Consider the following 13214-nt stretch of genomic DNA (forward strand, 5'->3'; position numbering starts at 1 on the left):
TTATGAAGAAAGTTTGTGTTGTCGGCATTATTGGTCGACCTAATGTTGGTAAAAGTACTTTAATGAATAATATTTTGGGTCAAGAACTTGCAATAGTCTCACCTATTATTCAAACGACTAGAAATAACATCAGAGGAATTTACAATGACAAAGAATATCAAATTGTTTTTGTTGATACTCCTGGAGTTCACAAAGCCAACGCTCTTTTCAATCAAAGATTAAATCAACAAAGCTTCAATATGCTGAATGAAGTTGATGCAATTTTATTTTTAACTCCCGCTAATGAAGTAACTGGTTTAGGAGATAGATTTATTATTAAAAAAATAAATTCTTCAGAAATTGAAAACAAACTTGCAATAATTACAAAAATTGATCTAGTAGACGATAAAAATAGACTAGATCAAAAAGCTGAAGATTTAAAAGATCTTGGCTTCAAAGATATTTTCGGGGCCGGTCTTAACTTGCCTAATACCTACGCCGATATAATTAACCATTTAAAAACTTTCGCATATGAAGGCGAACCATTTTATGAAGATGAAGAACAATATGGCGATGTTGACTTAAGATTTATGGCTCAAGAATTTATTCGTGAAGCAGCACTTCAATGATTAACAAAAGACTTGCCTCACTCAATCGCTGTAAAAATTGATGATTTTATAGAAGAAGAAAACAAACCTTACAACATTTTTGCAACAATTTATGTAAAAAGAGAAAGCCAAAAAGGAATCCTAATTGGTAAAGGTGCATCAATGATTAAAAACATTTCTATGTATAGTAGAAAGAAAATGGAAAAAGTTTTTGGTCACAAAGTTTATTTAATAATTCGCGTTAAAGTTAGCGAAAACTGAACGGAAAAAGAAGAAGAAATGAAAAAGTTGGGGTATTAATCAATGTCTGATAAAAAACATTCAATTGCTCCGTTTAAACTAAGATTTATTTTAATTTTAATTTTAGTAATAATAACTCTTGGTTTTTTTGGAACAATTCTCGCAGTTAAAATTAAAAATCCTTTTAGAGTAAGTATCTATAACTATGAATCGTATTTATCGCCAAAAGTTATAAACAAACTTAAACAAAAATATACTTATAACACTTTTTCAAGCGTTACCGAATTTACAAAAGCTATTAATAGTCAAAAAGCGGTAGCTGGAATTGGAAGCGATTATCAATTAACCGAGCTTCTTTTGGAAGGTAAAATTAAAAAAATAAATTTTTCTAAAATTTATGACAAAACAGATAAAAATTCAATTTATTCTCATTATTCAATTGCAGTGAGAAAACATCTTGATAAATTTGAAAGTTTCATTATAAATAAAGTAAAAGAACTTAATCCAGAAAATAAGATTGAAAAAAATAGAAAAGGGAAAATTATAAAACCTTATCTTTACTTTAAAAATGATGATCCTAAACAAGAAGTTTTGGGTTTTGAAGTTGACTCAAAAGAAGGAATTGATCATTTTTATGAATTCTTAATTCCTTATTTTTTACAAGATAAATTAGTTGTTTATAATATCAACAAAAAATCACACCCAAATATTAAAGACGTTGATAAAATTTCATTTAAAAAAGATGCAACCTGACTTGAGATAATTAAAACTTTAACTAGCAAACATGGATACAAAAACATTGCTTGAACAAACTCTTACTTAGATAATGCAATGATTGGTCAATTTTATGCAAGTGAAGAAAAGATTAAAAATTATTTGGTCGGAACACCAGAACATGAAAAACTTGAAAGTCTAACATTAAATAATTACCAAGAAATCTATGACTATTTCATTAAGTTTGTAAAAGAAGCTAGCGGTTATTCAATAAAAGACACATCAAGAAATAGATTAATCAGTGATGGACTAACATTAGTAAATGAGATCATTGAACCTATACCTACAAAAAATGATGTGAGCGTAATGTATAATGGTGACGCTCTTGATGCTTATTATGCTAGTGATAATTTTGAAAGTTTTACTGATGTACAAATAAAATATGTAAGGCCTAAAAACAATTATTTCTTACTTGACGCATGAATAATTAGTCAAGGAACTGATGATGAAGAAAGCGACGAACTTCTAGAATTTTTAAATAAAGAATCAATGCTTGGCCAACAGTTCAGCGAAGAAGAACTTGAACAAAAATATTTGCAAAATGTTGCAAATGAAATTGAAAAAAATTCAGGCATACCAAAACAAGAAATATTAAAAAATCTTTTTAAAAATTCTTCATTAAAAACACCAAAAAAAGTTCATGAAATAGATGTTAGTTTTTGAAAAGAAAATTATAATTCTTTTATGGATTCTTTTGACTTCATACCGGCTATTGCAAACTTCAATGCAATCAACTATACGCCAGCATACATTGATATTAATAAATTTCTAAAAAACTACTATTTTAAAGATGAAAATAAGAATGATGATGAAGAAGCAATGAATATTTTCGATGTTGAAAAATCAACTTGAATAAATCATCAAATTTATCAACCTTTAGATTTAAAATTAAGAACAGCAATTAGTGACTATTACTATGAACTAACTAAATCATAATTTTGTATAATATTCATTATTTTTTATAGCAGGAGGAAGAATAATGTTTAACAAAACACAAACTACAAAAAAAGCTATTTCAATTAGCGAACAGCCAATAATTGAACTCGTTGATATTGTTAAAGAATTTGATGGCAAAAACGTACTTGATAATGTTAATTTAAAAATTGAAAAAGGTCAGTTCGTTACTCTTCTAGGCCCTTCAGGTTCTGGAAAAACTACCATCCTAAGAATCATTGGTGGGTTTGAATGAGTTACCCGTGGTGAAGTTAAATTCTTTGATAAAGACATTAAAGACTTAGAACCTCATAAACGAGATGTTTCAACAATCTTCCAAGATTATGCACTTTTTCCGCATTTGAATGTTGAAAATAATATTAAATATGGGCTTAGATTAAAAAGAATGCCTAAGGCAGAAATTCCTAAAAAATTCAAGTTTGCCTTAACTAAAAAACAAGCAAAATGAGCAAAAGAAGCTCAAGATCAAATGGCAAAACTTGATAAAAAAATGGAACAATATGAAAAATATATTGAAATGCCAAATGGTGATGAACGTAAAAAACATAAGTTTCAACTTTTAATTGATGATATGGACTTCCATTATTCATATTGAGAAAACTATGTAGATTTAAAAACAGAACAATATGAAAAAAGATACCTAACTAGACCAATAACTGAAGAAGAAATGAACAAGGAAGTTTCAAATATTATTAAGTTAGTTGGCCTTGAAGGCAATGAAAGAAAGAACATTAATTCTCTTTCAGGCGGAATGAAGCAACGTGTTGCTTTAGCTAGATCTTTAGTTATAGAACCTTCAGTTTTACTTCTTGATGAACCTTTGTCAGCACTTGATGCAAAAATTCGTGAAAAAATGCAAATTTTACTTAGACAAATTCAACAAAAATTACAACTCACATTTATTTTTGTAACACATGATAGAAACGAAGCTTTACAACTAAGTGACAAGATTGCAATTATCCGTGATGGAAAAGTTGAACAATATGGTGCACCTCGTGAACTTTATGACTATCCTGTAAATAAATGAGTAGCAAATTTCATTGGTGATTCAAATTTCTTTGATGCAACATTTGTTTCAAAAAATAAAGTTAAATTCTTAGGAAAAACTTTTGAAACAATTCATGAAGAATTTGAACCTGGCGAAAGCCTTGATGCACTAATTAGGCCTGAGGATATTTATATTACTAGAGCTAAAACTAATGCAAAACTTACTGGTGAAATTCTTACATCAATTTATGGTGGAAGCTACTACAATTACACCATTCAAGTGAAGGATAAAATAATCACCATTGAGACTTCAAGCAAATATGAAGTCGGAAGAGAAGTTTATCTAAACTGAGATATTGATGCGATTCATTTAATGAAAAAAGACTTGAAGTTTGAAGCTGAAACGGTGCAAAGTAATGGAAATTAGACAACGTAAAATGGAATTTATGAAGAATAAATTCACTAAAAAGAAAAAATTGCCAACAATGTCAAAACTTCAAGCATCACTTTCTATACCTTATATAATTTTTTCTTTAGTTTTTATTCTATTACCCATGACTTTGATCTTCATTTATGCTTTTAAACCACTTGAAGGTCAAACAAATCTTGAAAATTGAGAAATTATTAAAAAACCTTTAACTTGAAATATTATTGCTAGATCAATTTACATAGGTTTAATTGCAGCATTTGTTTCCGTTTTAATAGGTTTCCCATATGCATTTATAGTTTCAAGAAGCAAATCAAAGATTTTCAAAACTTTAGCATTAAGTTTAATCTTAAGTCCGATGTTAATCTTTACAATTTCAAAAGCTTTGGCAGTACGTGGTCTTTTTGAAGCAATGTTTGATAAAAACGCTTTAAATAGTAAATGATTTATGGTTGTTGGAATGGTTTACTTATTTTTGCCATTTTCAATACTTCCAATTTATTCAGTTTTAAAAGATATGCCGAACAATATCTTAGAAGCTAGTCAAGATTTAGGTTATTCTAAGTTTAAAACAATGATGAAAGTTGTTTTACCTTATTCATTAAAAGCTATTCTTTCAGCCTTCGGTATGGTTTTCATGCTTTCATCTACTTCTATTATTATTAGTGATAAGCTATTGCCTGATGGTTCACAGCTTCAATTAATTGGAAATTTGATTAATCAATTTGCTAACCCAGCAAATCCTTATGATTTGGCAACAGCAAGTACATTAGTTATCATAACTTTGCTAATTCTATTAGCACTTTATGCAATCATTTATGGAATCCCTTATTTAATAAATAAATATAAACAAGGAGGTAATTATGAGTAAATTTAAAAGTTTTATGAAAAATTCATATGTTTTTATTATTATCTTACTTCTTTATATTCCAATTCTATTCGGGCTAGTTTACTCATTTAATGAGCCTTCATCAAAAGGAACATTCTCAATTACAACTTGAAACAAAACTAGTTGATCTGCATACATTGATCTTTTTTCAAAAAACAGATGACTTGCTTTTGTTAATTCACTTTTAATTGGATTTTCAACAAGCATTATTGTAATTTTTCTTTCTTTAATCACAGTTTTTGCTCTTTGAAGAAATAAAAATAAATCAATGCGAGCTTATGTCCAAACAACATCAAATGTTCCATTGATTAATCCTGACGTTATTACCGCTTTAACTCTTGCAATTGTTTTAAATTTAATATTTTTTGGAACATTGAAAGCAACAAGCGAAGGATTTTTCAGGGCCATCATCGCTCATGCAGTTATGATTTTACCTTATGGAATTTTAATAATGCTTCCAAAAAGTGATAAGTTTTCAAAAAACATTTTTGAAGCAAGTCAAGATTTAGGCTATTCTAAATTTAAAACTTGATTTAAAACTTACTTTGTATATATGTTAAGTTCAATCGGATTTACCTTCGTTATTTCTATGGCTCTATCTTTGGATGACTTCATAATTACCAGAATCGTTTCAAATACTCAAACACTTGGAACACAACTTTATCAAGGCCAATTCCAAGCTTGATCTCTTGCAATTGGTGGCATTGCATTAATAGTGGTTCTCTTTGCCAACATAATCTATGTTTCATACAAATCAGTACAATTTTCAAAAGCTAAAAAAGCTCTAAATACAAAAAAAATAATTTTAAATAAAGGGCTTCGTGTTTAGCGAGCAAAACAGTATAAATTGAAAAGAAAATTTTGAACTATTTTACTGATTTTGTTCCCTATTCTATTAATCTTTGGTCTTCTTTCTGGGCTTATTTTTACAAAGATTAATAATGCTTATCGCCCATCTATATACAATTATGAGTCATACCTTTCACCCGAAATAGTTAAAAAAATTAAAAACAATTTTGACTATCGTGAATTTAAAGAAATTAGTGAATTTACTCAAGCACTTTCTAACGAAAAAGCGATTGCTGGAATAGGAAGTGATTTTCAAGCTGCCGAACTTATTATTGATAATAAAATCAAAAAACTTGATTTTGAAATTATTTTCGGCAAAGACGCAAATAACTGAAAAACTCGGAAAAAATTATTTAAACCATTGGTTGCTGAACATTTAGAAAAATATGATCAAGAAATTTTTGAAATCTTGAAAGTTAAAAAACCACATGCTATATTAGATGAAACTAAAAAAACTTATGATGTTAATGGCGATAAAATTGAAGATCATATTTGAGAATATGTAATTCCTTATTTCACTCAAGACAAAGGAATTGCATATTCAATTAATAAAACCTCACGTCCTCACATTAACGAAAATGTGGAAAAAGAATTAAAAGACATGCAAATGTCTTGAAAAGAAATTTTAACCAAGCTTTATGAATTTAACTATAGACATTTCGGTTGAACTAATGCTCACCTTGATAATTTAATGATTGGTGCAAATTATTTAGATTGAGAAAATTACAATCGTTTTGATGAAACTAATTTTAAAGATGCAATTAAAGGTTTCAGTGATTTTGTTCAAGAAACAACCAAAAATAGTATTAAAAATACTAACTTTAATTACTTTAACAGTGATGGCCTTGCACTTCTAAACCATTTAATTGAACCTAAGCCAAAAAAATCAGATGTTGCTATTTTATATAATGGCGATGCACTTGATGCATACTACTCAAGCGATAATTTTCAAGCGGTTGAAGAAGGGCTAGTTCGATTTATTAGACCTAAAAATAATTTTCTATTAATGGATGTTTGAATTGTTTCAAAAACTCTAACAGATGAGCAAATGAAAAATATTATGTTAGTATTAAAAGAAACACTTTACGCCAATACTGAAATTGATGAAAATATTGATAACATTGATAAAAGAATTTACAAACTTGAAGACAAATTCTTCAACGAGTTTTTGGAAAAACTTGATGATAAAATGATTATTCAAGAAAAAGGAAGAATTAAAGATGAACTTCTTCAAAATTTTGTAGATGAATATAATGAAACAGCAACAATAAAAGTTAATAAAAATACAATAAAATTATCAAAAACACAAACCGATGAAATTGATGAAGCAATTAAAAAAGTTGATGAATTTGTTAATTTAATTAAGTCTAAAAAATTTGATGATGCAGTAAAAATAAGAAACAATGAGTTATATTACTTTGATGATTTTTTAAGTGAACTTTTTACTGAAAGTAGCATTGGCGAAGTGATGAATTTTGACTTTGTAGTCTACACTCCAACCGAAATTGGACTCTATGAATTTATTAAAAAATGATATTTTGCAGATGATGAAATAGCAATTTCAATGTATGAACAACCCGAACAAACTGCAAGTTATAATGTAAAAAATTATCCAATTATTGAAACAAAACTTAGAACAAAAATTATTCAAGCATACTTTGAAGCGACTAGATCTTAAACATTAAAAAACCAAAAAAATTCTTTTAGAATCTTGGTTTTTTTATTTTCTTTTTTGACAATTTGGACAAAAATAGCTCATTCTTCCATTGACCTTTATTTTTTCAATTTTGCTCTTGCATATAGAACAATTTTTTATTTTATCATTGTGCACTTTCAATAGTTCTTGATATTTTCCTTCAAGACTATTCATTGATTCATAACTAAATAATGTAGTTCCGCCATACTCATAACTTTTCTGCATAACTTCTGCTGAAAAATCAATAATTTCTTTTAATTCATCTCTACTTATTCTATTTGCTTTTGTTTCAGGATGAACCTTTGCTAAAAATAGTGCTTCATCAATATAAATATTTCCAATTCCAGAAACTAATGTTTGATCTAAAAGTTTTGTTTTAATTGAGGATGTTGATTTTTTAATCTTTTCGTAGAGATTATTAATGTCAACATTTTTAGGTTCATTTGCAACTTTTGATAAAGGTAAAATTTTGTCATAGTTTTGTAAGTTTCTTAAATGGAATGTTCCGAACATTCTAGAATCTAAATAATTTAAATATGATCCATCTTTAAAATGGAAAGTGCATATAAGGTGAGTGTCAAAATTTTCTTCACCTTTATTATAAAAACGATACTTTCCTTCCATTCTTAAATGAGAAAGTAAAACTAAATTTTCGTTTAAATAAATGATAATATGCTTGCCTTTATTTTCAACTTTTAAAATGGTTTTGTCGGTCAAAATTTCCTTGAATTCTTGAACTGATTTTTCTTTAAAAAGTTTAGATTTAAAAATTTTAATTTCAACAATTTTCTTGTTTTTAATTGTTTTATTTAAGGCGTCGCAAACTACTCTAACTTCAGCTAATTCTGGCATAAATTAATTATACTTTTACTTAAAAATCAAAACAAAAAAAATTATTTTCATTTTAAAGTTATTCTTTTATAATTGATTTATGGCAAATAAATATAACAAACTTTTTATTTCTACAACAGATACAATTCTTGGAATTGGTGGCAAGGTTAGCAAAGAGGTTAAAGACTTAATCTACGAAATTAAAGGAAGAGATAGATTAAAAAAATTAATCATTTTAGTTGGTTCAATTGAGCAAGCAAGAAAATTTAAAGAATGAAATACTCAAGCTGAAGAATTTGCAAAGAAATGATGGCCTGGAGCATATACACTTGTAGTTAATGATCAAGGTTTTAGAATGCCTAAACAAGAGAAATTTTTAGAATACCTTAAAAAAAATGGTCCAGTTTACTTTACAAGTTGCAATATTTCTGGTGCACCTGTATGTGAAACTATTGAAGCTGCAAAAGAAGTATTTCCTGAAGTAACAAATGTTTATAACTTTGGTGAAATGAGCGGAAAAGCAAGTCAAGTTATTCGTGTTGAAACTGGTGAAATTTTAAGAAATTAAGAAGGATTAATAATGAAAGTAAAAATAGTTAGCGATCACGCTGGCAATAAAATAAAAGAAGAACTCGCAAAAAAAATTGCAAAAGAAGGTTATGAAGTAATCTTACGTGGTGCAACTTCTGATGATGATCAATCATGTTCATATTCAGACGTTGGAATCGATTTTGCTCGCGAAATTATTAATGACAAAGATAGAGAAAATACTAAATATATAGCAATTTGTGGATCAGGAATCGGAATTAGCATTGCATTAAATCGTTTCAAACAAATTCGTTGTGCAAGAGTAACAAATGTTGAAGAAGCAAAACTTGCAAAACAACACAACGATGCAAATGTGCTATGTTTCGGTGGACGTTTAGTTACGGTAGATCAAGCATTTGAAATGTTCAAAGAATGAGAACATGCTAAATTTGAAGGTAACCGCCATATACCAAGAATCATAAAATTAGATGAAGTTGGGGAAGAAAGATAATGAATCAAAGTGAGTTTTAAGAACTCACTTTTTTTATTTTTATTTGATAAATAAAAATAAAAAGCACCGCAGTGCTTAATCAACTTTTGAGGTATTGAAATCACCAAAGACATGATAAATATAAGTTACATCAATAAAGGCACTTGGATCAATTTTTAGAATTTCAGCTTTAATAAATGAAAGTTCTAGAAGCAAGGCAACTGTTTCAACTTTTGTGCTAGTTGAATCATTAAACCCTGATGTAACTGGTGAATAATTGTAGCCGTGTCAGTATCCAATGCTTCTTAAATGAGAAATAACTTCATTAGGTTTCTTGGTATAAATTTCAATTTTAACTTTCTTATATTTAGGATAAATTAGATTGATGAATAAGTTAAAGATAAAGATATAAATTGCGGTTGAAATTATTCTTACAATAAATCCGTCTTCTGCTCAATTGATGTTTGGATTAACACCAAATCCTTCTAAAAATCCAATGATAATAATAGAAAAGAGAGCAAAGATTATAGCAATAATAAATGAAACGCTACCTACTGATTTTTTCTTCATTTTTGAAATGTAATAAATAAAGACATCGCTTCCTGCAGTTGAACCATGATTTTTTCAAGCAATTCCTGCGGCCGCTCCTGAGAGCACACCACCAACAAGTGAATAAACAATAATAGGTCAAGTTGGGTTTTGAATTTTTAGAGTTTCTGCAGCAGTTAATCCTAATTTTAGTTCATAAGTTTTTGTATAAACTTCTCAAGGAACTTTTACAATCTCACCACCCGCTTTTTCAATTTTCATATTGAAAATAGTTAAACTATTAACGGCAGATTGAACTTGCGGAATCAAGAAGATACTTTGAGCAACTACTTGGAAAAGAAGTCAATAAAGTGTGCAGAGCATAAATTTACGATTATTCTTTTTCCAAAAGGCAATTATGAAAGGAATATTTAATCCAAGATAAATGAAAGCAAAGTATTTTTGAGTAATTGGAAGTGAGTAAGTCAAACCTTGAACAATTGCAGAAATTCCTGAAGCAACAGTGGCTGCCTTGCCCAAGAAAAGAGCAACACCAATGTTGTAAAGAAAAGCTGAAATTATAATGAAAATTAAGTTTTTTGGAAATTTTTTTCAAATATTAAAAAAGTTTAATTTGTATGGATTTATTTCATCATATTGTGTTGGTCTAAGAGTTATTTTTTTCTCTCCGTTTTCCATTAGTGTCTCCTTTCTTGCTTGTATTTTCAAAAATAATAGCACATTTTTAAGAATTTAATTTTATTTGAAAAAAGTTGTTATTTTTATTTGGGCTAGTCAATAAAAGAGGTATCAAAATGACCATTTATTTCTTGAATATTCGAGGTTGCAATTCAAGCATTTTTATCAATTTCTTTCACTCTTTCAAGGATTATATCTTTTTCAAGGTAAAGAGCAATTGTTTCAACTTTAGCAAATTCGGCATGTGAAAAACCAGCATAACCTTTATAAATGTTGAATGCATGAGCATATCCAATTTTTTTGAAATGTTCAGCAATTCATTCGGCTTTTTGAGTATAAATTTCAATCTTCACTTTTTTGTATTTAGGAAAGAATTTGTTGACAATAAAAGTGCTAATGATTAGGAAAATAAAAGTTCCACATAATCTTGTTAAAAAGCTTGTTGCATCTCAACTTCTTCCTTTTACTTTTCCCGCAGCTTCTAATGAACCTAAAACAATAATTGAGAAAGCTGAGAAAACTAATGCAACAAAAAATAGTACATTTCCAACTGCTTTCTTTTTCTTAAGGGCGAAATAGTTTGAGATTATTGATGTTCCACCAATTGAACCTCTTGCTCTTCAAGCAAGAACTGATGAAGAAGCTTCAAAAATTCCACCTAAAAAAGCGTAAATTAATATTGGTCAGTTTTGTCCGTCATAATATCCGCCCTTACTATTTGTATAAACAGATCAATATTTTATTTTAATAACTTCACCGTTGAAAGTATAATTTCCGCTTGGAGTTTCTGGTCTATAAACTGAAATATATGTGTTTAAAAAGTCAGTTATTGGATTACCATTTCCAGTGTAATCAATGAAAATACATTGAATAGAACATTGAAAGAACATTCACCAAAATGTTAAAACCATAAAGAGTCTTGGATTGGCTTTTCAAAAAATGAACATTAACGGCAAATTAACTAAAACATAAAAGAATCCATAAAAAGTTTCAAAACTAGATGGACCTAAAAATGTAATCAATTGTGCAAATGAAGAAGTTCCAGTTGCAATAGTTGCTGCTTTTTTAAGAAAAACAGTTAAAGCTAAGTTATAAAGAAGAGCCGAAATAAACATCCACATGATTTTTTTCGGATTCTTCTTTCAGATATTAAGTATATTGACATTTAAGGGATTATTATTTCTTTGAATTTCAAGATTACGTTTTCTACGTTCAAGTTTCTCTTGTTGTTTTTGAGCAAGTTCTTTATTTTCTATCATTCTTGTTTATTATCCTCCTTATTTGTTAGATTTATCTTTAGTTTCTCTATAATAAAATCTATTAGTTGGTTTGTCAAAGAAAAGACTAACTCTACCAGTTGCACCGTGACGGTTTTTTGCAACGATAACTTCAACAACAGATGTTTCTGCACTATCATCATCTTTTTTATTATCTTCTTCATTAGATAAGTATTCATCAGATTCAGATTTACTTTTATCAATGTAAGAAGTTTTATGTTTTTGATAATAGTCAGCACGATATAAGAACATTATTAAGTCAGCATCTTGTTCGATTCCACCACTTTCACGTAAGTCTGACATGATAGGCATTTTGTCTTCACGTCTTTCAACGTTACGTGAAAGTTGTGAAAGAGCAATGATTGGACATTCAAGTTCACGAGCTAATTGTTTTAAAGAACGTGAAATTTTAGCAACTTCAAGTTGTCTATTGTCACCTGAACTTTTTAAATCGCCAATTAATTGTAAATAGTCCACTATAACTAAGTCAACAATTTTCTTTTCACCGCCAAATTTGTTTGCTAAAGTTTTAAGTTCTGAAATATTCAAGGTTGGTTTGTCATTTAAATGTAAGTTTCAACCTTTCATTGTGTTCATTGCAGCATGTAAAAATGATCAGTCATGAGTTGTTAGACTTTTATCACCTTTTTTAAGTAAGCTAATTGGAACTGATGATTCAATTGCTAGCATTCTTTCAACAATTTGTGCATTTGTCATTTCAAGGCTGAAAAATAAAACATTCTTTTTTGCTTTAGCAACTTTGATAGCAATATTTGTGGCAAATGCAGTTTTTCCCATTGAAGGACGAGCGGCTAAAATTACTAAATCACCGGGGTTTGAACCTAAAACAAGTTTGTCAAGTTCTTCATAACCAAATTTAAGTCCAGTTGATTCATCTTCTTGATTTGTTTTGATTGAATCAATGATTTCTTTTGCAACTTCATAAACACTTCTATATTCAGTATTAAGTTCAGAAATATTGATATTAATTAATGCAAGTTGAAGTTCATCAATTAGTTTACTAATTTCAAAAGGTTCATTTTCCATAGTTTGTTTAGTTTTATCAACTAATGCAATTAGTTTATCAATTTTATATTGATCAATTATTACTTTTGAATTGTGCTCTAAATTTTTCACAAAATCAGAGTTTCGGTAAACATAATTAAGATATTCAAAACCAGTCATTCCTTTGAAAGCAATTTGGTCCATTAATTTTTGTTTTTCCAAGTGTAAGCTAAGTTCTGTAACATCAAATGCAATCCCTTGATCAACTAAATCTTGGATTGCTTGAAATAAAATTTGATTTTGCTTGAAGTGAAACATTTCAGGTTTGATTGATTGACTAATTCTTGAATAAGCACTATTATCACGAATGATGATACCTAAAAATCCTGCTTCAATTTCAGCAATTACTAAATCTTTTTCTATTTTTTTATTTTCCTGATTCATGTTTCACTC

The 13214-nt window shown here is 28.4% G+C and carries 12 protein-coding genes; 8 read left to right on the plus strand and 4 right to left on the minus strand.

Annotated elements, in window-relative coordinates:
• Positions 1–2: 2 nt before the first annotated feature.
• From era to R9C05_RS02160, 6 genes are read left to right on the plus strand one after another with little or no spacing between them, the layout of a single operon-like run.
• Positions 3–887 (plus strand): GTPase Era, encoded by an 885-nt coding sequence (gene era / locus R9C05_RS02135; RefSeq protein ID WP_121940901.1) that lies wholly within the window; start codon positions 3–5, stop codon positions 885–887.
• Positions 888–890: 3 nt separating this feature from the next.
• Positions 891–2537: a type 2 periplasmic-binding domain-containing protein gene (locus R9C05_RS02140; protein WP_318613902.1), complete on the plus strand. Its 1647-nt coding sequence runs from the start codon at positions 891–893 to the stop codon at positions 2535–2537.
• A gap of 43 nt (positions 2538–2580) precedes the next feature.
• A complete protein-coding gene (locus R9C05_RS02145; RefSeq protein WP_121940903.1) occupies positions 2581–3969 on the plus strand; it encodes an ABC transporter ATP-binding protein in 1389 nt (462 codons plus the stop codon).
• Between the two features lie 19 nt (positions 3970–3988).
• Positions 3989–4840, plus strand: coding sequence for an ABC transporter permease (locus R9C05_RS02150; protein WP_211320128.1), 852 nt, complete (start codon positions 3989–3991; stop codon positions 4838–4840).
• The gene (locus tag R9C05_RS02155; protein WP_121940905.1) at positions 4833–5687 is read left to right on the plus strand and encodes an ABC transporter permease; all 855 of its coding nucleotides are present in this window, start codon (positions 4833–4835) and stop codon (positions 5685–5687) included. Before R9C05_RS02150 ends, R9C05_RS02155 begins: the two co-directional genes overlap by 8 nt.
• An 18-nt stretch (positions 5688–5705) precedes the next feature.
• Complete coding sequence (locus tag R9C05_RS02160) at positions 5706–7385, plus strand: hypothetical protein (RefSeq protein ID WP_121940906.1); 1680 nt, start codon at positions 5706–5708, stop codon at positions 7383–7385.
• 42 nt (positions 7386–7427) lie between these two features.
• Here R9C05_RS02160 and mutM read toward each other — a convergent pair whose 3' ends face one another.
• A complete protein-coding gene (gene mutM / locus R9C05_RS02165; protein WP_121940907.1) occupies positions 7428–8255 on the minus strand; it encodes a DNA-formamidopyrimidine glycosylase in 828 nt (275 codons plus the stop codon).
• A gap of 79 nt (positions 8256–8334) precedes the next feature.
• On the opposite strand from mutM, the gene R9C05_RS02170 reads away from it, so the two are divergent.
• Positions 8335–8802 (plus strand): Sua5/YciO/YrdC/YwlC family protein, encoded by a 468-nt coding sequence (locus R9C05_RS02170; protein WP_121940908.1) that lies wholly within the window; start codon positions 8335–8337, stop codon positions 8800–8802.
• A 12-nt stretch (positions 8803–8814) separates the two neighbouring features.
• Positions 8815–9273: an RpiB/LacA/LacB family sugar-phosphate isomerase gene (locus R9C05_RS02175; RefSeq protein ID WP_121940909.1), complete on the plus strand. Its 459-nt coding sequence runs from the start codon at positions 8815–8817 to the stop codon at positions 9271–9273.
• A 75-nt stretch (positions 9274–9348) separates the two neighbouring features.
• Here the strand turns inward: R9C05_RS02175 and R9C05_RS02180 are convergent, their stop codons facing one another.
• From R9C05_RS02180 to dnaB, 3 genes are all read right to left on the minus strand, one after another.
• Positions 9349–10479, minus strand: a complete 1131-nt coding sequence (locus R9C05_RS02180) for a YitT family protein (RefSeq protein ID WP_121940910.1) — start codon at positions 10477–10479, stop codon at positions 9349–9351.
• Positions 10480–10571: 92 nt separating this feature from the next.
• On the minus strand, positions 10572–11738 hold the full coding sequence (locus tag R9C05_RS02185) for a YitT family protein (RefSeq protein WP_121940911.1): 1167 nt from the start codon (positions 11736–11738) through the stop codon (positions 10572–10574).
• An 18-nt stretch (positions 11739–11756) separates the two neighbouring features.
• Positions 11757–13205 (minus strand): replicative DNA helicase, encoded by a 1449-nt coding sequence (gene dnaB / locus R9C05_RS02190; protein WP_121940912.1) that lies wholly within the window; start codon positions 13203–13205, stop codon positions 11757–11759.
• Between the last annotated feature and the right edge of the window lie 9 nt (positions 13206–13214).

Origin of the sequence: Metamycoplasma subdolum, assembly GCF_033546815.1 — a bacterium.
In the GTDB taxonomy this organism is placed as follows: Bacteria; Bacillota_I; Bacilli_A; order Mycoplasmatales; family Metamycoplasmataceae; genus Metamycoplasma; species Metamycoplasma subdolum.